The organism is Synechococcus sp. JA-2-3B'a(2-13), assembly GCF_000013225.1.
Classification (GTDB): Bacteria; Cyanobacteriota; Cyanobacteriia; order Thermostichales; family Thermostichaceae; genus Thermostichus.
Genome location: NC_007776.1, coordinates 2052501 through 2078895 on the forward strand (window position 1 = coordinate 2052501; position 26395 = coordinate 2078895).

The following is a 26395-nucleotide window of genomic DNA, read 5'->3' on the forward strand; positions in this document are numbered from 1 at the left end:
TACGGCTACCTTGTTACGACTTCACCCCAGTCACCAGCCCTGCCTTCGGCGGGTGCTCCGACTTCGGGCATGGCCAGCTCCCATGGTGTGACGGGCGGTGTGTACAAGGCCCGGGAACGTATTCACCGCAGCATGCTGATCTGCGATTACTAGCGATTCCGCCTTCACGCAGGCGAGTTGCAGCCTGCGATCTGAACTGAGACGCGGTTTTTGGGATTGGCTCACGCTCGCGCGCTCGCGACCCTTTGTCCGCGCCATTGTAGCACGTGTGTAGCCCAGAGCGTAAGGGGCATGCTGACTTGACGTCATCCTCACCTTCCTCCGGTTTGTCACCGGCAGTCTCCCTAGAGTGCCCAACTCAATGCTGGCAACTAGGAACAAGGGTTGCGCTCGTTGCGGGACTTAACCCAACATCTCACGACACGAGCTGACGACAGCCATGCACCACCTGTGTCCGCGCTCCCGAAGGCACCCCCACGTTTCCGCAGGGTTCGCGGCATGTCAAGCCCTGGTAAGGTTCTTCGCGTTGCATCGAATTAAACCACATGCTCCACCGCTTGTGCGGGCCCCCGTCAATTCCTTTGAGTTTCACACTTGCGTGCGTACTCCCCAGGCGGGACACTTAACGCGTTAGCTCCGACACTGACCGGGTCGATACGGCCAACGTCTAGTGTCCATCGTTTACGGCTAGGACTACTGGGGTATCTAATCCCATTCGCTCCCCTAGCTTTCGTACCTCAGCGTCAGTTGAGGCCCAGTTGCGCGCTTCCGCCTCAGGTGTTCTTCCCGATCTCTACGCATTTCACCGCTACACCGGGAATTCCCGCAACCCCTACCTCACTCTAGCCGGTCAGTTTCCAGGGCCTTCCCACAGTTGAGCTGTGGCCTTTGACCCCAGACTTGACCAGCCGCCTACGTACCCTTTACGCCCAATAATTCCGGATAACGCTTGCCTCCTCCGTCTTACCGCGGCTGCTGGCACGGAGTTAGCCGAGGCTTATTCCTGGGGTACCGTCAGCTTTCGTCCCCCAGAAAAGAGGTTTACAACCCAAGGGCCTTCCTCCCTCACGCGGTATTGCTCCGTCAGGCTTGCGCCCATTGCGGAAAATTCCCCACTGCTGCCTCCCGTAGGAGTCTGGGCCGTGTCTCAGTCCCAGTGTGGCGGGCCATCCTCTCAGACCCGCTACGGATCGTCGCCTTGGTAGGCCATTACCCCACCAACTAGCTAATCCGACGCAGGCTCATCCTCAGGTGGATTGCTCCTTTCAGCTTCCGCCTGTATGGGGTATTAGCAGCCGTTTCCAGCTGTTATCCCCCGCCTGAGGGTAGATTCCTACGTGTTACTCACCCGTCCGCCACTAACACCCGAAGGTGTCCGTGCGACTTGCATGTGTTAAGCATACCGCCAGCGTTCATCCTGAGCCAGGATCAAACTCTCCGTGTCAATTCAAGAGCTTGTCTCTGGAAAAATGGAAACTTGACAGGGTTGAATATGCAGCCACCAGCCGACTCAGGGAGCCTGCTGTGCTGCTTGGCGATGGTTGACCGAACGAGTTACTTGTCAAGGTTCTGGGGCGCCGGGGCTGGGTGGCCTTGTGGCGCTTTACTACCCTATCCCCACCCCCACCACCCCGTCAAGATATCCAACCCAAAATTTTTGGCAAGTTTTTGGCGAGAATAGCAGGGAAAAGAAGAAATAAAACTGTTTGAATATTGACATTCTGACTGCAGAGTTAATAAGATGGTTGCGAGGGTCAGGTTTCGGAGAAACTGTGATGCTGACTTTGCGCAAGCGGGAAGAGAGGGGTCATGTCAAGCTCAGTTGGCTTGATACTTACCACTCATTTTCTTTTGGAGAGTACTACGACCCTCGCTACATGGGCTTCCGGGCTTTGCGGGTGATTAACGATGACCGAATCAGCCCGAGTGCTGGCTTTCCGACCCATGGGCACCGGGACATGGAGATCGTTACCTATGTTTTGGAAGGGATCCTTGAGCATAAAGACAGCTTGGGCACGGGATCTGTGATTCGTCCTGGTGAAATTCAACGGATGACGGCAGGCACAGGGATCTGGCACAGCGAGTACAACTACTCGGCAGATGAGGAGGTTCATCTGCTGCAAATTTGGATTTTGCCGGAGCAGGAAAACCTGGAGCCCAGCTATGAACAAAAAGCGACGGGTTTGACAGAGCATCCCAATGAGTTTTGTTTAGTTGCCTCTCGAGATGGGCGCCAGGGATCCGTAATTGTGCATCAGGATGTGAATCTCTACGCGGGGTTGATTGAGCCGGGACACACCATCTGCCAATATTTGGATGAGAAGCGCTACGGATGGCTGCAGATAGCTCGGGGCGATGTGACCCTGGATGGCTTGTTTTTGCGAGAAGGAGATGGCGTGGCTATTGCTAGGGAAAGCGAGCTCAACCTTTTCAGTGAAGAAGGGGCTGAGGTGCTGCTGTTTGATTTGGCCTGAGGATGACTTTTGGCTGAATTCTGGCTGTTTGCCTTGAGCTTATAGTCGTTTTAGGCTGGGGTGAAGCGACTGAACTGCTGAGAAGAGCCTTCTGGCTCCGTACATTCAACGTTTTAGGCGCGGGTGCAGTGTCCTAGTTGGAATCGAAATGACCATAAGTCTTTTGGGATCTCAACTTTTTCTTCTGCTTTCAAGTACTTTCAGGAGGAGAAGTGGATCCCTTCTTCGAGGTTTTGCTGAGTGAATTGAGAAAGAACTTGCTGCCAAAGGTGGCCAGTCTGGGATCCCTTTCCCTTGACGTGTAGAAGGCGGGCTCCTTCCTGCTGGGGATGGGGCTGTAGGCGCAGCCAGAGGTAGGTCGCAGGCAGATGGCGGAGGTACTGGGGCCACTCAATAGCGGTGATCCCACCTTGGCTCCAAAGTTCTTCTAGCCCTAGGTCTTCTAGGAGTGTGAATTCTTTCCCACCGGCGCGAGCGGCAGAAGAGGTCTCTAGGCGGTAGAGATCGCAATGGAAAAGAGGGATCCGTCCGGTGTGGTATTCCTGCACCAGCACGAAGGTGGGGCTGTCGATGGGTTCAGGGATCCCCAAGCCCTGCCCTAGTCCCTGCACAAAGGTGGTTTTGCCGCTGCCCAGATTACCTTCGAGAAGAATGACCAAGCCGGAAGTGGAGCCGAGGCTGCGGCTGGGAGGGGGAGATTTTTGTTGACCTGAAGGGGCGAGGAAGCCAAGGGCGGCTTGAGCTACGAGGGCCCCTAGTGATTGGGTAGCAGCGGCGGATGGCAGCAGCAGAGGGGAGGCTTGCTGCCAGAGCTCTTCATTCTGTTCGCTGGCCATGGCTTACAACTCCTTTGGGGCGGGGATCCCAGGCGAGGAAGTTGCCTCGTTTGGGTGAACAGAAACGCGTTTGGGAGCTGTCAAGATTGCGGCCAGGCCTGCTCCAATGAGCAACAGGCTCACCCCCTGCGCCACCCGCAGGGATCCCAGCATGAGGCTATCGGTGCGCAGGCCTTCGATCCAGAAGCGCCCCAGGCTGTACCCCACCAGGTAGAGGCCCAAGAGGGTGCCGGGGGGAAGCTGGCGCCGGTAGCTTAAAAAGAGCAGGAGCCCGAAGAGACCAAAGTTCCAGAGGGATTCGTACAAAAAAGTGGGATGGACGCGCGATCCATCAGGCAGCTGCAGTTGTACCCACAGAGGGCTATCCGGAGGCAACACCTTTCCGTAGGCTTCATTGTTGAAGAAGTTGCCCCAACGTCCGATCCCCTGACCAAGGCTGAGGGAGGGAACAAGGCAATCGGCTAGCAACCAAAAACTCAGCCGGTGCCGCCGGGCGAACAGGTAAAGCGCCGCACTGCCGCCGATCAAGGCACCGTGAATGGCAATGCCCCCCTGCCAGAGGGCCAAGACCTGCCACCAAGGGCCATCTCGATAGCGTTCCCACTCAAAGGCCACATAGTACAGGCGAGCAAGGGGCAGGGATCCAACCACCAACCACACCAGCAGATCAGGCATGGAACTGGGGGGAAGGCCACGCCGAGCTGCCAGATGGCGAGCCAGGAGCAAGCCCAACACCATTGCCAGGCCGATCAATAAGCCATACCAGCGCAGGCTGAGCGGCCCCCAACTAAACACAACCGGGCCGGGGGATTGTAAGACCAAAGTCATGACCGTGGGGACATTCCTGAGCAGATCCCTTTAGCCCACTCTACCCGCTCTGCAAGGCTATGCAGAAGACCTGCCCTCACCCCCAGCCCCTCTCCCAGAGGGAGAGGGGAGTTAGGAACCGAGGCAAGGTACGAGCTGACTGCAGTTGGAGGGAGAGGGATCCGCTCAGAGCAAGGCGACAATGTTAGAATGCAGGCTCGATTTTCCACCACGACTCCTGGGGGGGATGCGGGTTATGGCCCGGAAAGCCGTTGCTGTGAACACTGCTGATGACTCGGACAAATTGAAGTCAGAAAAACGCAAAGCCCTGGAGCAGGTGTTAAGCCAGATCGAGCGGAATTTCGGCAAAGGGGCAATCATGCGCCTGGGAGATGCCACCCAGATGCGGGTGGAGACCATACCCAGTGGGGCCATCACCCTCGACTTGGCCTTGGGCGGAGGTTACCCAAAAGGGCGGATTATCGAAGTCTTTGGGCCGGAATCTTCTGGGAAAACTTCAATTGCCCTACATGCCATCGCCGAAGTGCAAAAACAAGGGGGAACGGCAGCTTTTGTGGATGCGGAACATGCGCTGGATCCCACTTACGCAGCAGCTTTGGGGGTTGATATTCAAAACCTGTTGATCTCCCAGCCGGACACGGGGGAGGCCGCCCTGGAGATCGTCGATCAGTTGGTGCGCTCTGCGGCTGTGGATATTGTGGTGGTGGATTCGGTGGCAGCGTTGGTGCCCCGTGCCGAGATCGAGGGGGATATGGGAGACGCCCATGTGGGATTGCAGGCCCGCCTGATGAGCCAAGCGCTGCGCAAGATTGCCGGAAATGTCAGCAAAACCGGATCCATCGTTCTTTTCTTAAACCAATTGCGCTCCAAAATTGGCGGCATAGGCTATGGCCCCCAGGAGACCACCACCGGCGGCAATGCCCTTAAGTTTTATGCGTCGGTGCGGCTGGATATTCGCCGCGTTCAAACCCTGAAAAAAGGTGCGGAAGAATACGGGATCCGAGCGCGGGTCAAGGTGGTGAAAAACAAAGTTGCCCCCCCTTTCCGGCGGGCAGAATTTGACATCATTTTCGGCCAAGGGATCTCCAACATCGGCTGCATCATCGATCTGGCAGATGAGATGGGCATTCTCAAGCGGCGCGGCTCTTGGTACAGCTACAAGGAGGAAAATGTTGCCCAAGGAAGGGACAATCTGGTTGTCTACTTGAAGGAAAACCCAGAGCTCCTAGCGGAGGTGGAAGCGGCTGTGCGGGAGAAACTTTCTGCGGGGGTGACGGTTTCCGCCAGCCGGCCGGCAGCGATGGAGGAGGGAGAGCAGGAAGAGAATGAGGATGCGGTCTTTGTAGAGGAAGAGTTTTGAGGGAGCAGCTAGCTGTTCAGGGAGCGCTTCCTGAGCGAGATCGCCGCTGGCGCAGGGCCTCGTAGAGCAACAACCCCCCCGTCATAGCGACGTTCAGAGATTCGACACCCTCGGCCATCGGGATCCGCACCTGGGCATCGGCCTGTTGGATAGTCGCTTCCCTCAGGCCAGCCCCTTCGTTGCCCAGGAGAAAAAGGGTAGGGCGGGTGAGATCTTGATCCCAGTAGCAGTTTGCTGTGGGGGAGAGGGTAGCAGCCAAGACTTGGATCCCGTGGCAACGGCAGCTCTGGATCCAGGCGGCTAGGTCGGGCACGACTTGGGGCGGACGGCGAAACCACTGGCCGGCAGAGGCCCGCAAGACTTTGGGGTTTTCGGGATCGACGCTGTCTGCGCTTAGCCAAAGGCCGTCGGCTCCTGCGGCGGCCACGACTCGGATTAGGGATCCCAAATTGCCTGGATCTTGCAGCGTTTCCACCACAAGGCCCAAACGTAACTTGGACAGGGGGGGAGAGGAAATCTGCCAACTGACGGCCACGGCCACAGCTCCTTCGGGAGACTCGGTGGTACAGAGCGCTGCCATGACTTCTGAGCTGACGGGTTGCCGCCGTAGGCCCTTGGGCAGATCGGCCAGCAGGTGAGGGTGACGGCTGGCCCAGTCGGGCGTGTAGCAGAGGGCTTGCAAAGGCCAGCCGACCCGCAGGGCTTCTTCGATGAGATGGGATCCCTCCACCAAAAAGGCGCCCTGTTCCCGCCGGCCTTTGCTGCGGTGCAACTGCCGCAACTTGCGGATCCAGGGGTTTTTCGGACTGGTCAGCAGCTCAGAAGCCATGTGGCAATGGTTAAGGTACTCCCCAAGTCTTCGGCGTTGCTGCCCTCACCCCCAGCCCCTCTCCCAGAGGGAGAGGGGAGTTAGTAACCGGAGCGGCGCAGCCGTTGGATAAAAAATCCATCCCGATCCTGCCGGTGGGGCCAGATGAGCAGGGGATCCCCTTCAGCAGCCCAATTGGGGTGGCTGTCGAGAAAGGCTTGAATGATCTCCTCGTTTTCGGCAGGATGCAGCGTACAGGTGGCGTACACCAACACTCCGCCCGGCTTAAGCCAACGGGCTGCCACCTGCAGAAGCTGAGCTTGCAGGTGGGCCAATTCAGGGATCCGCTCTGGAGTCTGCCGCCAGCGAGCGTCAGCATGGCGGTGCAAGGTGCCTAGGCCGGAGCAGGGGGCATCCAGCAGTACGCGGTCAGCACTCTGCCAGGGGGGCAAGGGGGCAGGGGGTAAGGACTCCGTCCCGCTGACGCGATCGGCAGCAGCGCTCAGGGATAACAGGTCGATGGCCAGGGGACGGATTGAGCTCAAGCCCAGGCGCTGCCTATTTTCCTCCAGGCGCCGCAGACGGTGGGGGTGGCGATCCAAAGCCCAGATTTCCCCCCGATCCTGCATGTGTTGGGCTATTTGGGTGGTCTTGCCGCCCGGAGCAGCGCAGCAGTCGATCACCCGCTCCCCTGGCTGGGGATCCAGCCAATGCACCACCTGCTGGGCACTGGCATCTTGAACGCTCCACCAACCCTGGGCAAAGCCGGGCAGGGCCGTGATGTCGCCGGCATGATCCTGAAGTCGCAAGGCACCCGGCACCTCGGAGATGGGGAGGGCAGGGATCCCGGCTGCTGCCAAGGCTTGAATGACTTTATTCACATCTGCCCGCAGTGGGTTGACCCGCAAATCCAGGTGGGGTGGCTGATTAAACCAAGCACACAACTGCTCCGTTTCCACCGGCCCCAGGCGCTCCCACCATAGGCTCACCAACCAGTCGGGAAAGCTGTGCCGGATCCCCAAAGCCTGAATTGGGTCGGCTGGCAGAGTGTCCTCGAGGGGCTTGAGGGGATCCTTCTCTGGCTGATCCAACACTTGCCGCTGGTAGGCGCGCAAGATGCCGTTCACCACCCCTGTCAGGGATCCCAGCCCCATCTGGCGGGCCAATTCCACGCTGGTATGGATGGCAGCACTGGCCGGGATCTGATCCAAAAAAGCCAGTTGGTAGAGGCCGAGATGCAAAATCAGTCGCAAATCGGGGGGCTGCTTGTGGGCAGGACGCTGGGCAAGGCAATCGATCAAGGCATCGAGGGTGCGGCGACGGCGGGTAATGCCATACACCAGCTCGCTGACCAGATGCCGGTCGGCGGGGATCAGGCTGCTGTTGGCCAACAAATGCCCCAGAACCAGGTCGGCATAGGCGTTTTGGCGCTCGATTTTCTGCAGAGCCAACAGAGCCAGTTGGCGCGCGTTCATAGTCATCTCAGGATGTTCTCCCATCGCGTCAGCGGTGTGGAGCACTTTAGGGTCTAGAGATCCAGATCTCCGCTGGAGCAAGGCCGCTCCCAGGCGATACTGGAGAAGCCCCTAAGGGATCCCAATCATGCCTTACACCAGCGCCTTCTTAGAGGTGATCCCCGCCATCGACCTTTTGCAGGGCCGCGCCGTGCGCCTTTACCAGGGGGATTACGCCCAGGCAGAACAGGTAGCCGACGACCCGATCCAACAGGCCGAAGCTTGGGCGGCACAGGGTGCTCCTCGCCTGCATGTGGTGGATTTGGACGGGGCCAAAAGCGGGGATCCAGTCAACCTGCCCATCATTGAGCGCATTGTCCGCAGCCTGGCCATCCCGGTGCAGGTGGGGGGTGGGATCCGATCCCTTGAACGGGCGCGGCAGTTGTTGGATTTGGGGGTGGATCGGGTGATCGTTGGCACCCTAGCCGTAGAGGATCCCGACACCCTGGAGGCTATGACCCAAGCCTTCCCCGGTCGGGTTTGGGTGGGGATCGACGCTCGGCAAGGGCAGGTGGCCACCCGCGGCTGGCTGAGCACCACTCCCCTGCGGGCTCCTGAGCTAGTGCAACGGGTGCAAGCCCAAGGAGCTGCCGGGATCATCTATACCGACATTAGCCGGGATGGCACCCTGGCCGGGCCCAATTTAGAACAGCTGCGCCAGATTCTAGCCGTCTCTCAAGTGCCTGTAATTGCTTCGGGAGGGATCGGCTCGCTGACCGATTTGCTGGCTTTGTTGAGCTTGCCCCGTTTGACAGGGGCCATTTTGGGCAAGGCCCTCTACTCAGGGGCGATCTCCTTGCAGGAAGCTTTGCGAGCAGTGGGGCCGGGCCGCTGGCAAGATCTACCGCCGGAAACCGGATCCCTGTGGGCCTAGGTATCCATCCAGAGATCGAGCGAAAGACAGCCCTGGCAAAACCTCTGCCATACTGGTGAAATCAACAGGCAACTTCATGCGACAACACCAGCCGCTGGTGAAGGTTTTCCAAGACATTTTTGTTTTTCAGGTCATGTCTGTCCCTGCGCTTCGCCCTGCTGTTCGAGCTTTACAACCCGAGTTGGTGACCTGGCGCCGCCACATCCACAAGTATCCTGAGCTGGGCTTCCAGGAGAAGCAAACCGCCGCCTACATCAGCCAGCGCCTGGAAAGCTGGGGGATCCCGCACCAGACCGGCATTGCCCACACCGGCATCGTGGCCACCATTGAGGGAGAGCAGCCGGGGCCGGTTTTGGCGCTGCGGGCCGATATGGATGCCCTGCCCATTCATGAGGCCAATGAAGTCGAGTACCGCTCCGCCATCCCCAACGTCATGCACGCCTGTGGCCACGACGGCCATACGGCCATTGCTATGGGCACCGCCAAGCTGCTGCAACAGCACCGTCAACACCTCAAGGGCACGGTCAAGGTCATTTTTCAACCTGCCGAAGAAGGCCCCGGCGGAGCCAAGCCCATGCTGGAGGCGGGGGTTCTGAAAAACCCGGATGTGGAAGCCATCCTCGGCCTACACCTGTGGAATAATCGCCCTCTGGGCACTATTGGCGTGAAAAGTGGCCCCTCGATGGCCTTTGCCGACCGCTTTCAGATTCAGGTGATCGGGCGAGGCGGACATGCTGCCCTTCCCCAACAAACAGTGGATGCCATTGTGGTGGGATCCCACATTGTCAATGCTTTGCAGACCATTGTCTCCCGCAATGTGGATCCGCTGCAGCCGGCGGTGGTGACGGTGGGCCGTTTCCGGGCCGGCGATGCCTTCAACGTTATCGCCCCAAGCGCAGAAATTTGGGGTACTGTGCGCAGTTTTCACCCTGAAGTGGCCGATTTGATCCCAAAGCGCATGGAAGAAATCGTTGCCGGCATTTGCCAAGCCTACGGAGCCACCTATGAGTTTCGATTCGAGCGGGGCTATCCGGCGGTTCAAAACGATCCTGCTATGGCAGCTCTGGTGGAACAGTCTGCCCGCGAGGTGTTTGGCCCAGAGGCGAGGATCATCCCAGAGATGACCATGGGCGGAGAGGATGTCTCGTTTTTCCTGAATGAGGTGCCTGGCTGCTACTTTTTCCTGGGATCCGCCAACCCCGAAAGGGGCCTGAACTACCCTCACCACCACCCCCGCTTCGACTTCGATGAGGCTGCCCTTGGCATTGGGGTAGAGCTGTTCCTGCGCTGCATTGAGAACTACACCGGGCAAGCCTTGAGTTAGCGGGAAACCTCGGCTAGGGCCTGAGCAGCTCAGCCCCTCCGCTACCAGGGAGCAGCAAAGGTTGCATGGGTTCTGGGGTGGGTAGGGCGGGGACAGGATTCAAGTCGGCGGGAATGTAGAGGGGTTTGGGGTCGGGATCCCCACCGAAGGCCAGCACAAGGGCTTCCAGCAGGGCCTGTCGCTGTTGCCGGTTCAGGGCTTGCACAGCTGCCTTGTCTTGGGCGTAGGGGTTGACCGTGAGGCGGTCGGCACCGGGATACCGTTGGGCGATGATTGGCTCGTTGGCATCGAAATAGTCTGCCAGCGTCAGTTGCCAGTCAAAGCGGTCGGTGGGGGAGCGACCGGCCACCTGCAGGTGATAGATCATCATTCGCCGCACCAAAGTATCCTCTTCAGGTGCGGGGCCGCCATCGTTGGGGTTAATAGGGGTGTAGGTGTTTTCCAGCGGCAGATCCGGCAATGCCTCGTACACCCGCCGCGCCGCTTCGGGGATCAGCCGCAACTGAGCATAGGCAGGCCCGGATCCCAGCAGAACCGCAACGGCAATGCCCAGGAAGCTTGGCAAAAGGGCTTGTTTCCTCATCCTGCTCGCCCCAAAACTTGTTTCTGTGAAATGAATTGTATTGCAATCAAGCAGTGGTTTCGGATTGTAGATTTGGCAGATTCAGCGATTGAGATCAGGCCACAGTTGGAGTTTTGGGCCATTGCTAATCAATGCTGAGTCCATCCACCACTTGAGGTTGAGGACGCGGTTTGAGAGGGGCTGACTGAGCCAAGCGATCCCGTTGGTGGTGCTCTTGGGAATGCCTTTGCCAGAGGCCAAGAATATCCAACGTTTCGCCGCCATGCTGCGTGTAGCGCTGCCGCACTTTGCACAGTACAGGGGTATTGACGCACACCCCGGAGATGATCACCTGACCTTTGCTCAAGGCGGGCAATTCCTGTAACAGATCCCGTCCGGCAGCCTCGACACTGTGGCGCAAATTTTCCTGATCGGCAGGGTTGACAATTCGCATCAAAAATTGGCTCATGCATTGAGACAGAATATCCGAGTCCAACTTGCCAGGGCGTTGCGTGATCAGCCCTACTCCCAGTCCAAACTTGCGTCCTTCGCTGAGGATGGTGCGCAGCACCTGTTTGCAACGGGAAGGCTCGTGGGCAGGGGCAAACCGATGGGCCTCTTCCAGCAAAATAAAGACGGGATAAGGCAAGTAATTTTCGTCCCCCGGCTGGATCTTGCCTTTGTGGGTATTGATCCGAGCATAGTTGGCCTGGCGCAAGATGGCAGCAGCGATCACCTGCTGTTCTTCTTGGCTGATCTCATGCATTTGCAGGATGGTTACCTGCCCCGGCTCAAACAAGTCTTTGGGAGCTAGGTGTTGCAAATTGTCGAAATAGGGAGAACGGTCGATCTGTTCTAATTTCCACTCCAAAGCGGCGGCTGAGGATCCTTGGGATCCATCCTCTGCGGAATCAGCCTCGTTTACGGCATCGATTAAATCCTGAATCGTCCAGCGGAGTGGGTTAAATTGAGTTGTTCTGCGGAAGGCTTTTTCCAGAAAAGATTTTTGCCGATCGCTGGTTTCCGGCAGCAGGGTCAGAATATCAAAGAAGTTAAGAGAAGATACACGAATCTTAATTTCCTGTGGTGAAAGAACCTTGACTTTAGGACGGTAGCCGTCTTCCCCAAAAAACTTGGGGTGGGACTGCATCTCCGCCAGCGTATGGTATTCCCCGTGGGGATCGAAAATGAGGACGGCAGCTCGGTTTTTGGGCAAAAGCAGCTCTTCAATCAAAACCCCTGCTGTATAAGATTTGCCGGATCCTGTCCCCGCCAAAATGGCCAGATGGGTGCTGACCATTTCCTTGACGTCCAGTACTACGGGCACTGCTCCCTCATCGCGCAACAACAGGCTGCCCAAGTGAGCACCCCCAATGGCTGTTTCATCTCGTTTGTTCAAAATTGATTTCAGCAGACGATTGGAGGCCAGAAAAACCTTGGCACCGGGATCCGGAGCGCGGCGGGGGTTAATAAAGCCCATCTTCTGATTGAAATAGCCGATGACCTCGACGGTAACCGCATAGATTTCCGGATTGGGATGGGTGAAGCCCACCAGAGCCACAATGGTGCTGGGATCGATTTCGGTATCGGCAAAGATGCGATCGGGGATGTGATCCAGGAGCTGAACTTGGCTAATTTTACCCAAGATTTGCAGCGTTTGCGATTGGGGATCCTGGACTTCGTAATAGACGAAATCGCCCACCTTTACCGCTTGGGTATTGGAAGTGATGAAAACATATTGGTTGGAGGTTTCTCCAGGCCCTTTGACGGTGCCAATTACCTCTGGAGAGTCCTCAGTTGGAGAGAGGGTGGCTTCTGGATGGTGGCCATTATCGGTGATTTTTTGGGGCATTAGCGCATCGCTCCTACAGTCATTTTCCAGGCCAATTCTTTGCTTAAGATTTGCAGAGCTCGCCGTTGAGCTGGATCGGCAAACATCGGCGTAATGTCGTTCAAGACTTGGTAGATCAAATGATTGGCAAAGTTGCCGCCGCTACTCAGCAGCAAACCATAGTAGGAAAATTGGGTTTGACCTTGGGGATCCTGGTGAAAGCGCAGGATCTCTTCCCGGCTCATGCGAAAAACCGGCGTGTTTACAGGCACCACCACGCGTGGGATCCCTTGCCGGCCACAGCGGCGCTCTTCATCCAAGGCCCCGATTAAGACCACCGAGAGTAGCGTGCGCACCTCATTCTGCAGATCGGGGGAAAAATAGGGATCCGGCTGGCTGGAAAGGCGCGGCCCAGAATTGAGGAACATCGGATTCAGGAGTTGGGTATTGTAAACCAGACCTACAGCCCAGTGTCGCCGGTCGCTTTCTAGCTTGACAAAGCTGCCGAAGCCATAGTCATCAGGAGCCGGCGGATTTTTGACTTCTAAAGCATCGTCCACCTGCACCACATAATCACAGTGATTGTTGGAGCGAACTACCTTTCCCAATCTCATCGAACTCGTCTCCGCTGTAATTTACTTACTGTTTTCCGGGATAGCCTTAGGTTCAGCTTTTCGCGAGCGGCCCAATCTTGCATGAGACGCAAGAAAAGGTTGCGATCCTCATTGCGGATAACGGCTATTTGATCGGCTGTCTCCAGCACATAAGGATAACCTCGCCCAATCACCACCTCACAGCGAACCAGATCCACCAACCAGTCCAACAGTCCTGCCTCATAAACCCAAACGGGTATTTCCAGGCGAGCCGGAAAGTTGTCACTGGTGCGCAGGTAAACAAATCCCACTCGCTCTCGCATTTCTTGGTAGCGATTGAGGATCCCATCTTGGGGGTTGAGGCTGCCGCCGCGGGCACAGATGAAAAAAGGTGTGCGATCCCCCCACTCCAACCAGGGGCTGAGCAGTTGCGCATCGTGAAGCTGTGGAGCTTCGGGTAGGTCAAAACAATGCTTCAGCAACGCCACCAAATCGGAAGTGTAGGTGGTGTCTATGTAGGCCACGATAGGGATCCGGCTTTGCTCGCTGGCCCGCAGAAGCTGGAGCAAACACTGCACATAAAAGTCTTGGCTTTCTGGCTCAAAGACTTCGGCAAAAGTAGCCACCAGCGCCCCGTCCAAAAAGGCCAATTTTCGGGATCCCGGTTGAGATTTTTGAATGTATTCTACAAGTCTCTCGATTTCCATTTGAAAGCGGCGCATGTTAACCATTCGCTCTTTCGGTTCGCCGCTGCTGTCGGATCCCAGGTCCCTTGGAGTCAATACATCCACTTGAATGTCTTTTTCGTACAAGCCTGTTGCACAATGATGGTTTTCATACCAGCCAATTTGCACCAGCGCCACCGGTATTGACAGATCTTTGCTGGGATAAATCTGGGATCCATCTACGGCAAAGGTAGGAATATTTTCAATGACCGACTTCGCCCAATCGCGGCTTTCTTCGTAATTGGCCCATTCCTGCTCAAAAGGGATCCTCCAATTGGAGTAGCGATCCCACTCTGCAGTAGGTAAAGCGCCTGGGAAAGGGAATGGAGCTATTTTTTCGGCAATCTCTAGGCTTGACCACTGGCACAAGCTTTCCATGGCCTGCTTATAGTATTCTCTGCGCTCCGACAGCCTTTGATCAAAAGTGGCAAAGGCCTCCCGCTTTTGCTGCAACACTGCCAGGATCCGGTCGGCTCTAAACACCATAGGCGGGATCCCTCCCTACCGACTTGGATCCGGAGTGCCTTTCCACCCGAATAACATTTTCTGTCATTTGCTCAAAGGTATCGTCGTGGCTGATGACAAACAGCTGCTCAAAAGATCGCAGGTTGGTAATAGCCTCTGCCAGCCGCTGTCGCCGTTGGGTATCCATATTGGTGGTGGGCTCATCGAAAAAGGCAATATTTAGTTGTCCCAACACCTTGAGTAAAGCCAAGCGCACTGCCAAGGCCGCCGACATTTGCTCTCCCCCGGAAAGGCTGGCAAACCGCCGTTTAGGGCTGCCGGCTTCTTGAACGCGGATCTCATAATCGGCTTCCCAGGTCAGGGTGACGTTGGGACGGTTGAGAATTTCTCGGAAGAGGTGATCGGCGGTATGGTTAATCTGCTGCAGGTAGTATTGGGTAACTTGGGGGCCGGCTTTTCTGTAGGTCTCTCGGCTGAATTTGATAAAGCGGTGTAGGCGTTCTCTCTCAGTTTTTTCGGCCTCGACTTGCTTTAAGCTGGCCTTGGCCTGTTCCAATTGCCGCAACTTTTCCTCAATTTTGCTCAGTTGAGGAGCTAAGCTCTCCAGTCGGGCTTGGGCTTCAGCTTTTTGAATTTCGGTGGCCTGCAGAAGGGATCGAAGATGCTCATGCTCCTGCGGTCGATACAGAGCAGCTAAGGGATCCCGTGCTGCGCGAAGTTGGGAAAGCTGAGTTTGCAGTTGCTGCCGCTGGGCGTTTAGCTCGGCCAGTTCCTGTTCCCGCTGGGGAAGCAATTGGGCAATGGGTTCTGCCTGCAGATAGCGCTCGTGATCTAAACGGTATCGTTCGCGTTCTTCCTGCAGGGATCCCAGCTCTCGATCCAGATGCTCCGTTTGGCATAGGGCCTCCTCGATAGGGTTGAGTGCGGCCTGTAAATCCTGAAGCTGCTGCAGGCAGTCGGCCTGCATTTGTAAATACTGCTTTTCCTGTTTTAGCTCTGCTTTGAGCCGTTCGGCTTGACTTCTGGGATCCCCCAGAGATTTTAAGGTTTTGGCGGCTTTTTCAATTTGGGCTTGCAGGTCATCTTTGGATCCCTCTGTTTGTTCCCAGCGGTCGATCTGGGCTTGTTTTTCTTGCTTGGCTTTCTGGATTTGATCTAGGGCCAACTGGGCCGCTTGGAGTTCATCTTGCCGTCGGGGCAAACTTTGGGCAAGAGGCTGCATGCGGATAAAGGTCTCGTAGTTGTTGCGGTGCCGGCCTTGTTCTTCCCGCAAAGCTGCAATTCTTTCATCCAGATCTGAAAGCGGTTGCAGCTGCTCTTCTAGGGCTTGTATCTGCTGTTGGAGTTGCTGAACATGGGCCGCTATTTGTTGATATTCTTGCTCAACCCTAGACTTGCGGCTGAGATCTCTTTCCAAGCGCTGGATTTGCCCTCTGGGATCCCCCAGTTCTTGCAGCGCCTGGCCAATTTCCTGTTGTTGCCGAAGGAAGGTGGGCTCAGCCTCAAGATCCCAGTGAAGGTCATCAATTCTGCTTTGTCGTTCGGCTTGCAACTGCAGCAGTTGCTGAATTTGGGCTTGTAAATCGGGTATTTGTGCGGTTAGGCCGAGCAAGGGTTGCAAAGTCCTGAGTTGTTTTTGGATGTTGGACAACTGCTGACGAAGTTGGGGCTCGGAAGTTTGGGGAGCCAGATCCTGCAAAATCTGATGGATGGACTGGAGCAACTGTTGGCTGAGTGCTGAAGATCGAGTGAGTACCTCTGGGATCCGCTGCCACAGAGATTGAAGTTGGGGATAGTTGTGTCGCTGCGCTTCCAATTCGTCCAGAAGTTGCCGGATGCTGTGATGGTGTTGAGCCAATTGATCCGAGCCCTGCTCAAAAAGGGCTTGTAGCTCCTGTTGAAATTGACGAGCTGCGGCAATGCGGCTGAGCTGAGTTTGCAATCGCTCCTGTTGAGTTTCGAGCGCAGGAATGGCGGCTACCCGCTCCAAATCCGCCTGCCGTTGTCTCAGTTGGAGCTGCAGTTGTTGCAATTGGACTTGGCCTTGTTCCTGCTCCGTTTCCCGTTGTTTGAGTTCAAGGCGCAGAGCCTGAAAGGAAGCCAACTTCTCGCCAAGTTGGGAGTGGCGCTGCTCCAGGGAGGCCTGCCGTTCACACAGGGGTTGCAGCTCAAGTTTTTCCGCCTCCATTTTTTGGAAGATCTGGAGTTGTTGCTGATATTCGGATCCCTGCAGCTCCAATCGATGCAGTTGATGTTGCAAAGTTTCCCGTTGAGCCAGTAAAGTTTGTCGGGTTCGCCGCAGCGCTTCCTGCTCTGCAATGAGGGTTTCCAACTGCAAATAACGGTTGTAGGTCAATTGATGCTGCCGACATGTGGCCTGGGCCTGTTCAGCTTCTTGCACTCGGCTTTGTAGCAGTTGACAGCGCTCGGCGTGGGCTGTCCATTCTGCCTGGATCTGTTCCCATTCGCGGTGCAGGTGTAGCAACGTGTTGAGCTGTTGAGTCCAATAGGTCTGCTGACGCTCTAGCTCCTCTTGGGCCTGAATTTGCGGGGTTAGCTCCTCTAGCTCCTGCTTCCAGCGCTGCTGTTGGCTTAACTTTTCTTGAAGTCTTGCCAATTGGTTTTCGATATGCTGCTTTTGCGAGAGCAAAGCATCCCGCTGTTTCAGCCACTCCAAGCGTTGCTGTTGCTGTTTTTCCAGCTCCCGCAAGCGAGCTTCTGTGGCCAAAAAATGCTGAGATCCCTCCCAGTATTGCTGTTGCTGCGCTTGAGCTTGCCTGGCCTCTGCCCATAACTTTTCTGCCTGCTCAAGAGATACCTGAAGCAGGGATCCCTTTTGCTCCAGTTGGGCAATCTGGTGATCTAAAGTTTGGATTTGCTCAAGCCATTTCTCCAGTCGCTCGATCTCAAGCTTAACCTGATCCAGAGTGTGGATCGATTGACTCAAGCGCTCTTGCCAATAACTCAGTTCTTGTTGGATTTTCTGCCGCTCCGCTTGCAGCGGATCCCACTCCTGTAGCTGTTGGCGGAGCAATTCAATTTGATGATTAATGGCCTGAATCTGCGCCTCGCTGTATTTTTCGACCGCCAACAGGTCTTTGGCTACCTGCTGGTACTCTTCCACCTTTAAGATGCGATCGAAAACTTCTTTGCGATCTCGACCGGTTTTGAGAAAGTCTGCCGTGAAAGTCCCTTGGGGCACCCCAATCGTTGTGGCAAAGAGCCGCGCCAGGTCGGTACCGGCAGGTACGCCCAAATGTTGCCTCAGCCACGGCAGCACATCGGACTTGCGCTCATACTCTAGGCGCTGCTTCAGCTGGGGATCAAAGAGACGATATCCCTGCGTTACGCTGCGGCGAACATCGTAGGTGCGCTGATCCCATTGGGAGATAAATTGCACAGTCACCACTGCGTCGTTGGCCCCGGAGCGAATGATTTCTTCTTGGCTGTAGGGGCAGTAGTCGAACAAAACCCAGGCAATGGCTTCCAAAATGCTGGTCTTGCCCGCTCCGTTTTCTCCGCAAATGGCGTTAATACCTGGCTCAAACGTGAAGACGGCATCCTCATGAGATTTGAAGTTTTGTAAAGCGAGAGAGAGGATCCGCATAATCAGTCTTCTGCTCCCCATTCGCGACAGCGATGCGGAGCATCAAAAGCTCCCCTTAGGTGAGCATACACTTCAGATTCTCCTTGCCCATCCAAAACCTTTTCTTTAAGATCCAGAAGCAGCCGCGCTAGCTCTTCACTGCGTTTGCGGTAGTGGGCATGGCTGCTCAGCAGATCCCTGTAGATTTTCTCTTCGATTTGTAGCCTCTGCCCCTCTTCTTCCAAGGAAAGGGCAGCCGACCCGAGCTCTAAAGTATTGGCCTCAAAACGAAACAGAACCAGCAAGGCGCCGGTAAGCTGCTGAATTTGACACTGTAGGGCGCGGCTATCCAGCTCATGCTTGGCGAACCCCACCTGTCCCACCAGCCGCAACTCCACCATCGGCTCCATCTCACTTTCCTGAAAACGGGATCCCTTAGCCAAGGCAATGGCTGCTGCGGCAATCTGTTCGGGGGTTTCTCTGCCCTTGGCCTCCAGATAGAGCCGGCGGCGGGGCCGCTGATGGTAATCCTGCACCAACTCCGCTTGGGGTGGGCCATCTCCCCAGCGGACGCGATAGGCCCCCCGTTGGAAGTCCCATTCGGCAGTGCTGTTGGCCTCCAGGGATCCCGGGTTGAAGATCCACCCCCCCTCGGAATAGCTTTTGTGAATGTGTCCCAAGGCCAGGTAGCCCACTCCTGCCTCCCGCAAGGGCAACAGATCCCGGTAGCGCAAAGCGCCTTGGTAACGGGCAATTTGGCCTTCTAGACCGTGGTGGAACATCAACACCACCCGTTCTGGGCCGGGGGGCAACCGTCGAATGGCCGCCGCCAACTGCTCAATCGACCTGGGAGCTGCCGATCCGTACCACTGGGATCCGATCACCCGCACCCCACAGGGCAAATCCAGATACCCTCCCCGCCCACCCGCCCAGGGACGCAACTCCAGGCCCTCTTCCCCTGCTTCCGGCTCCAGCAGGATCAACTCCCCGTGATCGGCCAAGTACCTCAGCCAACTGGTTTTCACGCCATAGGGACGGTTGTCGTGGTTGCCCTCGATGGCCAACACCGGAATCCCGGCCTGCTGCAGCTCCCGCAAGACGATCTGGGCTTGGTTGAGAACGCCGGGCTGAATCTGCCGATGCTCGAACAGATCTCCGGCGATGAGCACAAAGTCCACCGGATCCTGAATGGCATAGCGCCGGACAACATCCCGAAAAGCCAAAAAGAAGTCCTTGCTCCGCTCCGGGCTGTCGTAGCGGTCATAGCCCAGATGCACATCGGCCAGGTGTAAAAATGTGCAGGTTGAGCAGGCCATCCCCAGAGCACCTCGGCAAATTGTCCACAGTTTAGCAAACCCATCTTGTTCCCTACCCAAGATATAGGGATCCCTTCCTCTCAATCATCGGGTTCGCCCCGGCTATCTCCACTAGGGGTAGGTGCCGGCTGAGGATCTGAAATGGGCAGCTGCCCTGCCATCCAGAACGGCGAGAGTTCCCTAAGTGGAATTGATCAAATCCGCAATATTGTGCTTCATCTTGTTGCAAATGTTATCGAGGGGCAGATCATTGGGATCCCGGCCAAAGGGATTTTCAATTTCGATGCCGATCTCTTCAACGCCAAACAACATAAAGCTCAGCCATCCCACAATGGGGCCGGTCATCCAACCCAAACCTTCCACCATCTGAAACGGCAAAGATAAACAGTAGAGCAATAACAACTGCTTCAAGTGCAGGGCATAAGCCATGGGCATTGGGGTCATGAGAATGCGCTCGCAAGCCCCCAGCGCATCCACCATGCTGTTGAGCCGCTCCACCATGATCGTGAGCTGGTAGACCTCAACGCGGCCCTTTTGGTATTGTCGCTGTAAGTAATCTCCGATCCAAAAGGCAATCTGCAAAGGGGGATGGTTGAGGCTTTGGAGACGTTGCAACTGCTCCGGGCTGAGGAGGGGCTGAATCTCATCCAGCAGAGGTTCCTGGCGCAAGTGCTGTTTCATGGCCATGGCAAAAGCGGGCAATAGATATAGAGTTTGGATCTTCTCTTCCCGGTCGCCGGGTTGCTTTTCTTCAATGGCTACCCAAATCAGGCGGGCCAAATTGCGCACGTCATTCACCACGGATCCCCAGGCTTTCCGCCCCTCCCAGAACCGTTCGTAGGCGGTGTTTGTCCGAAACACCAGCATCAAACCCAAAACGATGTTGGGCACAAACGCCACCAACGACGACAGCGCCAGGGGCAGCCCCAGCTTATACAGAATCGAAACCAGCACCCCGGCCAAGCCGCAGATAAAGGCGCGGGGCAGCACTGCCGGCACAACTGATCCTTGCAACTGCAGGGCCAGGCGAAACCAACGCAGCCCCTCTCCTGCAAGATACTTGCGAAGAACCATAGTGCAGCGTCGGCAAGCTTGCCCTCTGATCCTACAGCCACTCCTACAGCCACGGCCTGCCGCCCTAGAGGGGATCCCTTGCCCGCCTATCCTGAAAAGCGACGAGGGTAGCCTGTTAGAGATTTTTCAGTTCGAGATTCTGTAAATGTCAAGCAATGCCCAGGCAAACTTCACGAACAACTTCCAAAACCCCAAGTTACTGTGGTAGACTCTCCGCCAGGCAACGAATTCAACGCTGTTCTGCGACGCCCCAACATGGCTGGAGTCCTCAAGCTCGACATTCGGGAATCGGCTGAAGAGCTCAAATCCCTACTAAGCAAGCAGTCTACACCGACCGGGAAGGAGCGGGTTCAAGCTCTCTACCTGCTCAAGATTGGGAAAGTCAAGACGATGACAGGCTTGGCTGAAATTCTGGGGCGGGACATCTCAACGATTTTTCGATGGTTTCAACGCTACAAGGCCAAGGGGCTAGAGGGCATGTTGACGGTGCCCCGCAACCAAGGGCGCAAACCCCTCATCCCCAAGCCGGTTTTGGAAATCCTCAAGCAGGAGCTGCATCAGCCTGGCCGATTCCGTACCTACAGCGACATCCGCGAATGGCTGCGGGAAACCCACGGTGTGGATGCTTCCTACAAAGTTGTGCATGAAACTGTTCGCTACCGTCTCAAGGTGCGCTTGCGGGGATCCCATGCTAAGCGGCGCAAGAGCGGGGGACAAACTCCCCAGCCATCCCCCCATCTCTCTTGATCAGGGCTGGGCAGCAGGGATCCAGAAACTGCTCTGCAGCAGAGGCGGGCCTGTGGGGGATTCGCTTCCTCCTGCCGGTTCAAGGGTGACGAGAAGGCGGGTCGGCTGCTCAGAATGGATGGGTTGACTGAGCCACTGCAGGGATCCTTCCCCGTTGACGGCAAAAGTGCCGGCGTTTTCCAGCAGTCGTCCCCCTCCCTGGACATCCGACTCCAGCCACAGTTGATAGGTGCTCCCTGGGGGGGCGGGAGCCATCTCCGAGGCCAATAGCAGCACCTGCTTGGCATGGGGCGACCAGAGGGCTTGCACCAACAGGGGAGTGCTGAAGCTGGGATCCCGCAGCAGGGTTCGCTGCACCTGCGGTTGTCGTTGCCACTCTTGGTAGAGCCGTTGAACTGCCACCGACTCTCCCTCGATGGGGGATCCCCACTGCCAGCGCAGCCGCCAGTAGGCCGCTGTTATGTCTACCGCGTAGATCCCCAGCACTGCCAGGCTGCCCCAGAGAAGACGTTGCGGCCACAGGGGAGCCGAAGTTTGAATGGAGAGGGGGGCAGGTAGCCAAGCCCAACGCCGCAGCCGTTCCCTAGCCTGAAAGGCTGTCAACTCGTAGAGCCACAGAGCCACTGAGCGATCCCGCTGCAGGTCAAAGGCATTGGCGTGTTTCCAGCAGAACTCGAACACCTGCCGCACCACCTCTTCCGCCTGGTGAGGTTGCTTGAGAATGGCCAAGGCAATATCCAGCAGGCGCTTCTGATAGCGATCCTTGAGCAAAAAGTGGCTGCGGCGATCCCGCAGTTGGATCTGGCGCATCAACTCGAAATCGGTCAGCTCAGCCATACCACCTCTGGGGCATCCGATGGGCCTATCCGGGCTGATCCTGGCTCAGCCGGTAGCGCCGGTCCGGGAAACTTTCCAGAACTATACACTAGCCCTGGATCTGGCTCCCTTGCGAGCTGACTTTACTTCTGATCGAAGCCGGCTTGGATCCCCCCTCTCGACAAGATCCCCAGTTGCGGCAGCACGTCCCTGGCAGAAGTTGGGATCCCACCCCTCTCCGCGACCCTCAGGCGGCATCCTTCTCCACCACCTTCTCCACCTTTTCCGTGCCGGCAGGCTCGTCATCGCTGCTGGGGTTGTTCATCTCTTGTTTGAAACTCCGCAACGCTTTGCCAAAGGCGCTGCCCAACTCCGGTAGCTTCTTGGGGCCAAACACGACCACCGCGATCACCCCAATCACGGCCAGCTCTGGCAGGCCCATGCCGAAGATGCTCACGGCCAGGATAGGTTCGCTCGGCAGCAGGATAGTCATAAGTCCCCAAACCCTGAAAAGTAGAACAGACGGATCAACCCAGCTTGCAAGGGATCCATCCGTCCCACTCTAACAAGTTCTTCTCCCATGCAGAAAGGGTGTGGAAAGGGATCCCCTTCTCCCATCCTGCCCCCGGCCCACTCAAGACATAGGATGGTGCTATCTTTTGCCGATTCCTGGGATCCCTTGCCCGATTCTCCTGTTTAAAAGTTTAAAAAAAGCCATGCCTGTCTCCTACGATATTGTGGTCATTGGCGCCGGTGCAGCGGGTTTGGTGGTGGCCAGCGCTGCGGCCCAACTGAAGGCCAAGGTGCTGCTGGTGGAAGGAAGCGACCGCCTGGGCGGAGATTGCCTCTGGTATGGCTGTGTGCCCAGCAAAGCCCTTCTTCACGTGGCCCATACCGTCCATCGGATTCGCCAGGCCATGGCTGCCGGTTGGGTAACTCTCCCTGGCCCAGCAGGGATCTCGGTGGATTACCTCAAGGTGTACGAACACATTCGCTCTGCCCAGAGCTACATCGCCAACCACGCCGATTCGCCAGATCGCTTCCGCCAACTGGGGGTGGAACTGGTGTTTGCCAAGGGCCACTTTGTGGATGGGCGCACCTTTGAGGTGGCAGGACGGCAGGTACAGGCGCGGGCTTTTGTCATCGCCACCGGATCCCGTCCTTGGGTTCCCCCCTTGCCGGGCTTGGCCGAGGCGGGCTATCTGACCAACGAATCGATCTTTGACTTGACCCGCTTGCCCAAATCGGTGGCGGTGATAGGGGCGGGGCCGGTAGGCTGCGAGTTGAGCCAAGCTCTGGCCCGTCTGGGATCCGAGGTGACCCTCATTGCCAGCCGCGAGCGCATCTTGCCCAAGGAGGATCCCGAAGCCGCCCAGGTGGTGCAGCAACAGTTGACCCAAGATGGGATCCGCATCCTCACCCGGGTACGCGCCACAGCAGTTGGCCAAGAGCAAGGGGCAAAGCTGCTTTCCCTAAAGGCCAATTCCGGGGCAGGCACCGCCGCTGCAGGTGATCAAGTGATCCGTGCAGAAGAGATTTTGGTGGCCGCCGGTCGGATCCCGAACGTGGAAGGGCTGGGTCTAGAAGCCGCCGGCGTGCAGTACACCCCCCAAGGGATCCAGGTGAATGCCAAGCTGCAAACCCGCAATCCCCGCATCTACGCCTGTGGGGATGTCATCGGCGGGCCGCAATTTACCCATGTGGCGGCCTACGAAGGGGCAGTGGCCCTGGTCAATGCCCTGTTTTTCCCCCTCAGCCAAGCGCGTTATCGTGTCATTCCTTGGGCCATCTTCACCGAGCCGGAGCTGGCCCGTGTGGGCCTCACCGAAAGCGAAGCCCGGCAGCAATACGGCAAGGATGTGGTGGTGCTCAAACAGGAGTTTGCCGATGTGGATCGGGCCCAGGCAGAAGCCGCCCCCCTGGGCTTTGCCAAATTGATCTGTCGGCGCAACGGCCAGATTTTGGGGGCGCACCTGGTGGGATCCCAGGCGGGAGAGCTGATTCATGAAGTGGTTTTGGCCATGAGCCGGCGGCTGCCCGTCTCTGCCCTGACCGGGATCCACATCTACCCCACCCGCTCGGAGGTGAATGCCAAGGCGGCCCTGCAGCACCGCAGGCAACAATTGGCCACCAACCCCCGCCTGCAGAACTTCTTGCAGGGATTCTTTGCCTGGAGGCGGGCCTGGAGCTGACAGCGCAAACTGGGGGTCAGCCACCGCTAGACTAGAATGGTCATTTACTGAGGGTTCCCGATGGGCTTTCTCCTGTCTGCTGAACAAGTGGGTCAGTTTGTTTCCAACCAATGGCAGGATCCCTATGCCGTTTTGGGCCCCCAGCAGATAGAAGAGGCCGGGAAATCCTTTGGGTTGGTGCGCGCCCTTGTGCCCAATGCTCGGCAGGTTTGGCTGGTGGAACGCGCCACTGGACAGGCTTACCCGATGCAGCCGCTGCACCCGGAAACGCTATTCGAGCTGCGCTTTGAGCCGGGAACCCCTCTGCCGGACTATTTTTTGCGGGCCCAACGGGTCTGGGATCCCCAAGGGGAACACTTGGAAGAATGGGAGGATCCCTACCGCTTTCCCTTGGAGAAGGTCAACCACATTGGCGAGCTGGATCGCTACTTGTTCAACGAGGGGAATCACCACCGCATTTACGACAAGCTGGGCGCCCATCTCATCACGGTGGATGGGGTGAAGGGGGTGCATTTCGCCGTCTGGGCTCCCAACGCCCGCAACGTCAGCGTTATCGGCGATTTTAACCACTGGGACGGGCGTCAACACCAGATGAAGCGGCTGGGCGAAAGCGGCATCTGGGCGGTGTTCATCCCCGGCATAGGGCCAGGCGCCATCTACAAGTACGAGGTGAAAACTTCCTGGGGGGATATCTACGAAAAATCGGATCCCTATGGCTTTCAACAGGAGGTGCGCCCCAAAACCGGCTCCATCGTAGCCGACCTCAACACCTACACCTGGCACGACCAAGCCTGGCTGGAAAAACGCGCCGCCACCGATCCCCTGCGCTCGCCGATTTCGGTTTATGAGGTGCATCTGGGATCCTGGATGCACGCCTCGGCTGAAGATCCACCTGCCGAAGGGCAAAGTGTGCTGGTGGACCAAAAGCCCAACACTCGCTTCCTCACCTACCGCGAGCTGGCGGACAAATTGATCCCCTATGTGAAGGAGCTGGGCTTTACCCACATCGAGCTGTTGCCGGTGGCAGAACACCCCTTCGATGGCTCTTGGGGCTATCAAGTGATTGGCTACTATGCCGTAACATCCCGCTATGGATCCCCGCAAGACTTTATGTATTTTGTCGATCGGGCTCACCAAGCCGGGATCGGCGTGATTGTCGATTGGGTGCCCGGGCATTTCCCCAAAGATGGGCATGGGCTGGCTTTTTTCGACGGTACTCACCTGTACGAGTACGCCGACCCTCGCAAAGGCGAGCACAAAGGTTGGGGCACTTTGGTCTTTAATTATGGCCGCAACGAGGTGCGCAATTATCTGGTGGCCAATGCCCTTTTTTGGTTCGAGAAATACCACATCGATGGGATCCGGGTGGACGCGGTGGCCTCGATGCTTTATCTGGATTATGACCGCAAAGAGTGGATCCCCAATCCCTACGGCGGGCGGGAACACCTCGAAGCCATCGACTTTTTCCGGCAGCTCAATACCCTCATTTTCAAATACAACCCCGGTGCGCTTTCCATTGCCGAAGAATCTACTGCTTGGCCGATGGTAACTTGGCCAACCCATGTGGGTGGGCTGGGCTTCAACTTGAAGTGGAACATGGGTTGGATGCACGACATGTTGGATTATTTCCACATGGATCCCTGGTTCCGCCAGTTCCATCCCCATTTGGTCACCTTCAGCCTCATGTATGCCTTCAGCGAAAATTACATGCTGGCCTTTTCTCATGATGAGGTGGTGCATGGCAAGAGCCACATGTTGGGCAAAATGCCGGGGGATCATTGGCATAAGTTCGCCAGTCTGCGGGCTTTGTATGGCTACATGTTCACCCACCCTGGCAAGAAAACCTTGTTCATGAGCATGGAGTTTGGCCAGTGGAATGAGTGGAATGTTTGGGCAGATCTGGACTGGGAGCTGCTGCAGTATGAACCCCACGCCAAGTTGCGCCACTACGTGGCCAGCCTGAATCACCTGTTGCGCTCTGAGCCTGCCCTGTATACCCAAGACACCAAACCGGAGGGGTTCCGCTGGATCGACTGCAGCGATCATCGCGGCATCGTTTCCTTCATCCGCTATGGGGAGGATCCCAGTGAGTGGGTGGTGGTGGTTTGTAACTTCACGCCGGTGGTCTGGCCCAATTACCGCATTGGGGTACCGGAACGAGGTTTTTATCGAGAGCTGCTCAACAGCGATGCTGTGGAGTTTTGGGGCAGCGGGGTAGGCAATTTGGGGGGCAAGTGGACAGACGACTGGGCCTACCACAACTTGCCCTACTCCCTCGAGCTCTGCCTGCCGCAACTTTCTACCTTGGTGCTGAAATGGCAGCCGCCGCAGCCGGTCGAGTCCCAGAATTGACACCCTGCTGGCTTCCTTCCGCCGCACTGGGAGGACGGGTCTGGAGACTTCGTTTTTTGGCCATTTGTAGTCCTTTCAAGCTGGATTGAGACAATCCCCAAGCGCTCCATACCGCTTC

20 protein-coding genes and 1 rRNA gene (1 of these 21 running past the window's edge) are annotated in these 26395 nt (G+C 56.9%); 7 read left to right on the forward strand and 14 right to left on the reverse strand.

Going from position 1 to position 26395, the window contains the following annotated elements; genetic code table 11:
- A 16S ribosomal RNA gene (locus tag CYB_RS09320) occupies window positions 1–1444 on the reverse strand; it reaches 29 nt to the left of the window's first position.
- Window positions 1445–1775: 331 nt separating this feature from the next.
- Between CYB_RS09320 and CYB_RS09325 the strand changes: the two genes are divergently transcribed.
- Entirely contained in the window at window positions 1776–2474 is a 699-nt protein-coding gene (locus CYB_RS09325) for a pirin family protein (protein ID WP_011433546.1), read from the forward strand.
- Between the two features lie 200 nt (window positions 2475–2674).
- On the opposite strand, the gene tsaE is transcribed toward CYB_RS09325, so the two are convergent.
- The gene (gene tsaE / locus CYB_RS09330) at window positions 2675–3310 is read right to left on the reverse strand and encodes a tRNA (adenosine(37)-N6)-threonylcarbamoyltransferase complex ATPase subunit type 1 TsaE (protein ID WP_011433547.1); all 636 of its coding nucleotides are present in this window, start codon (window positions 3308–3310) and stop codon (window positions 2675–2677) included.
- A gap of 3 nt (window positions 3311–3313) precedes the next feature.
- The gene (lgt, locus tag CYB_RS09335) at window positions 3314–4138 is read right to left on the reverse strand and encodes a prolipoprotein diacylglyceryl transferase (protein WP_011433548.1); all 825 of its coding nucleotides are present in this window, start codon (window positions 4136–4138) and stop codon (window positions 3314–3316) included.
- A 235-nt stretch (window positions 4139–4373) separates the two neighbouring features.
- On the opposite strand from lgt, the gene recA reads away from it, so the two are divergent.
- On the forward strand, window positions 4374–5498 hold the full coding sequence (gene recA, locus CYB_RS09340) for a recombinase RecA (protein ID WP_049749588.1): 1125 nt from the start codon (window positions 4374–4376) through the stop codon (window positions 5496–5498).
- 16 nt (window positions 5499–5514) lie between these two features.
- Here recA and CYB_RS09345 read toward each other — a convergent pair whose 3' ends face one another.
- Both CYB_RS09345 and CYB_RS09350 read right to left on the reverse strand, forming a co-directional pair.
- Window positions 5515–6327 (reverse strand): TrmH family RNA methyltransferase, encoded by an 813-nt coding sequence (locus tag CYB_RS09345; protein ID WP_011433550.1) that lies wholly within the window; start codon window positions 6325–6327, stop codon window positions 5515–5517.
- A gap of 80 nt (window positions 6328–6407) precedes the next feature.
- Window positions 6408–7781 carry a 16S rRNA (cytosine(967)-C(5))-methyltransferase gene (locus CYB_RS09350; protein WP_011433551.1) on the reverse strand — a complete coding sequence of 458 codons (1374 nt, stop codon included), beginning with the start codon at window positions 7779–7781 and terminating at the stop codon, window positions 6408–6410.
- Between the two features lie 127 nt (window positions 7782–7908).
- Here CYB_RS09350 and hisA point away from each other — a divergent pair, with 127 nt between their 5' ends.
- Together hisA and CYB_RS09360 are read left to right on the forward strand one after the other, a co-directional pair.
- A complete protein-coding gene (hisA, locus tag CYB_RS09355) occupies window positions 7909–8694 on the forward strand; it encodes a 1-(5-phosphoribosyl)-5-[(5-phosphoribosylamino)methylideneamino]imidazole-4-carboxamide isomerase (RefSeq protein WP_011433552.1) in 786 nt (261 codons plus the stop codon).
- 133 nt (window positions 8695–8827) lie between these two features.
- Entirely contained in the window at window positions 8828–10018 is a 1191-nt protein-coding gene (locus tag CYB_RS09360) for a M20 metallopeptidase family protein (RefSeq protein WP_011433553.1), read from the forward strand.
- 13 nt (window positions 10019–10031) lie between these two features.
- Here CYB_RS09360 and CYB_RS09365 read toward each other — a convergent pair whose 3' ends face one another.
- From CYB_RS09365 to CYB_RS09395, 7 genes are all read right to left on the reverse strand, one after another.
- Window positions 10032–10583 carry a hypothetical protein gene (locus CYB_RS09365; protein WP_238376746.1) on the reverse strand — a complete coding sequence of 184 codons (552 nt, stop codon included), beginning with the start codon at window positions 10581–10583 and terminating at the stop codon, window positions 10032–10034.
- A gap of 142 nt (window positions 10584–10725) precedes the next feature.
- Window positions 10726–12432, reverse strand: a complete 1707-nt coding sequence (locus CYB_RS09370; protein ID WP_011433555.1) for an ATP-binding protein — start codon at window positions 12430–12432, stop codon at window positions 10726–10728.
- Window positions 12432–13025: a hypothetical protein gene (locus tag CYB_RS09375; RefSeq protein WP_011433556.1), complete on the reverse strand. Its 594-nt coding sequence runs from the start codon at window positions 13023–13025 to the stop codon at window positions 12432–12434. The genes CYB_RS09370 and CYB_RS09375 overlap by 1 nt, the downstream gene beginning before the upstream one ends.
- A complete protein-coding gene (locus CYB_RS09380; protein WP_011433557.1) occupies window positions 13022–14215 on the reverse strand; it encodes a DNA double-strand break repair nuclease NurA in 1194 nt (397 codons plus the stop codon). Before CYB_RS09380 ends, CYB_RS09375 begins: the two co-directional genes overlap by 4 nt.
- Entirely contained in the window at window positions 14205–17801 is a 3597-nt protein-coding gene (locus CYB_RS09385; RefSeq protein ID WP_148202745.1) for an AAA family ATPase, read from the reverse strand. Before CYB_RS09385 ends, CYB_RS09380 begins: the two co-directional genes overlap by 11 nt.
- Window positions 17802–17803: 2 nt before the next feature.
- Complete coding sequence (locus CYB_RS09390; RefSeq protein ID WP_011433559.1) at window positions 17804–19096, reverse strand: metallophosphoesterase family protein; 1293 nt, start codon at window positions 19094–19096, stop codon at window positions 17804–17806.
- 180 nt (window positions 19097–19276) lie between these two features.
- Window positions 19277–20170 (reverse strand): bestrophin family protein, encoded by an 894-nt coding sequence (locus CYB_RS09395; protein ID WP_011433560.1) that lies wholly within the window; start codon window positions 20168–20170, stop codon window positions 19277–19279.
- Window positions 20171–20425: 255 nt separating this feature from the next.
- Here CYB_RS09395 and CYB_RS09400 point away from each other — a divergent pair, with 255 nt between their 5' ends.
- Window positions 20426–20917, forward strand: coding sequence for a helix-turn-helix domain-containing protein (locus CYB_RS09400; protein ID WP_011433561.1), 492 nt, complete (start codon window positions 20426–20428; stop codon window positions 20915–20917).
- On the opposite strand, the gene CYB_RS09405 is transcribed toward CYB_RS09400, so the two are convergent.
- Entirely contained in the window at window positions 20918–21754 is an 837-nt protein-coding gene (locus tag CYB_RS09405) for an anti-sigma factor domain-containing protein (RefSeq protein WP_011433562.1), read from the reverse strand.
- A gap of 226 nt (window positions 21755–21980) precedes the next feature.
- Entirely contained in the window at window positions 21981–22226 is a 246-nt protein-coding gene (tatA, locus tag CYB_RS09410; RefSeq protein WP_011433563.1) for a twin-arginine translocase TatA/TatE family subunit, read from the reverse strand.
- Between the two features lie 223 nt (window positions 22227–22449).
- Here tatA and CYB_RS09415 point away from each other — a divergent pair, with 223 nt between their 5' ends.
- On the forward strand, window positions 22450–23925 hold the full coding sequence (locus tag CYB_RS09415) for a dihydrolipoyl dehydrogenase family protein (protein WP_041437425.1): 1476 nt from the start codon (window positions 22450–22452) through the stop codon (window positions 23923–23925).
- 60 nt (window positions 23926–23985) lie between these two features.
- A complete protein-coding gene (gene glgB / locus CYB_RS09420) occupies window positions 23986–26277 on the forward strand; it encodes a 1,4-alpha-glucan branching protein GlgB (protein ID WP_011433566.1) in 2292 nt (763 codons plus the stop codon).
- Window positions 26278–26395 lie beyond the last annotated feature (118 nt).

Excerpts from the sequence above, each read along its gene's own strand:
- CYB_RS09345 (WP_011433550.1), bottom strand. The coding sequence starts at position 6,327 with ATGGCTTCTGAGCTGCTGACCAGTCCGAAAAACCCCTGGATCCGCAAG.
- CYB_RS09380 (WP_011433557.1), bottom strand. The coding sequence starts at position 14,215 with ATGGTGTTTAGAGCCGACCGGATCCTGGCAGTGTTGCAGCAAAAGCGG.
- CYB_RS09360 (WP_011433553.1), top strand. The coding sequence starts at position 8,828 with ATGTCTGTCCCTGCGCTTCGCCCTGCTGTTCGAGCTTTACAACCCGAG.
- CYB_RS09370 (WP_011433555.1), bottom strand. The coding sequence starts at position 12,432 with ATGCCCCAAAAAATCACCGATAATGGCCACCATCCAGAAGCCACCCTC.
- hisA (WP_011433552.1), top strand. The coding sequence starts at position 7,909 with ATGCCTTACACCAGCGCCTTCTTAGAGGTGATCCCCGCCATCGACCTT.
- tatA (WP_011433563.1), bottom strand. The coding sequence starts at position 22,226 with ATGACTATCCTGCTGCCGAGCGAACCTATCCTGGCCGTGAGCATCTTC.
- tsaE (WP_011433547.1), bottom strand. The coding sequence starts at position 3,310 with ATGGCCAGCGAACAGAATGAAGAGCTCTGGCAGCAAGCCTCCCCTCTG.
- recA (WP_049749588.1), top strand. The coding sequence starts at position 4,374 with ATGGCCCGGAAAGCCGTTGCTGTGAACACTGCTGATGACTCGGACAAA.
- CYB_RS09385 (WP_148202745.1), bottom strand. The coding sequence starts at position 17,801 with ATGCGGATCCTCTCTCTCGCTTTACAAAACTTCAAATCTCATGAGGAT.
- CYB_RS09325 (WP_011433546.1), top strand. The coding sequence starts at position 1,776 with ATGCTGACTTTGCGCAAGCGGGAAGAGAGGGGTCATGTCAAGCTCAGT.
- lgt (WP_011433548.1), bottom strand. The coding sequence starts at position 4,138 with ATGACTTTGGTCTTACAATCCCCCGGCCCGGTTGTGTTTAGTTGGGGG.
- CYB_RS09375 (WP_011433556.1), bottom strand. The coding sequence starts at position 13,025 with ATGAGATTGGGAAAGGTAGTTCGCTCCAACAATCACTGTGATTATGTG.
- CYB_RS09405 (WP_011433562.1), bottom strand. The coding sequence starts at position 21,754 with ATGGCTGAGCTGACCGATTTCGAGTTGATGCGCCAGATCCAACTGCGG.
- CYB_RS09390 (WP_011433559.1), bottom strand. The coding sequence starts at position 19,096 with ATGGCCTGCTCAACCTGCACATTTTTACACCTGGCCGATGTGCATCTG.
- glgB (WP_011433566.1), top strand. The coding sequence starts at position 23,986 with ATGGGCTTTCTCCTGTCTGCTGAACAAGTGGGTCAGTTTGTTTCCAAC.
- CYB_RS09350 (WP_011433551.1), bottom strand. The coding sequence starts at position 7,781 with ATGAACGCGCGCCAACTGGCTCTGTTGGCTCTGCAGAAAATCGAGCGC.
- CYB_RS09415 (WP_041437425.1), top strand. The coding sequence starts at position 22,450 with ATGCCTGTCTCCTACGATATTGTGGTCATTGGCGCCGGTGCAGCGGGT.
- CYB_RS09400 (WP_011433561.1), top strand. The coding sequence starts at position 20,426 with ATGGCTGGAGTCCTCAAGCTCGACATTCGGGAATCGGCTGAAGAGCTC.
- CYB_RS09395 (WP_011433560.1), bottom strand. The coding sequence starts at position 20,170 with ATGGTTCTTCGCAAGTATCTTGCAGGAGAGGGGCTGCGTTGGTTTCGC.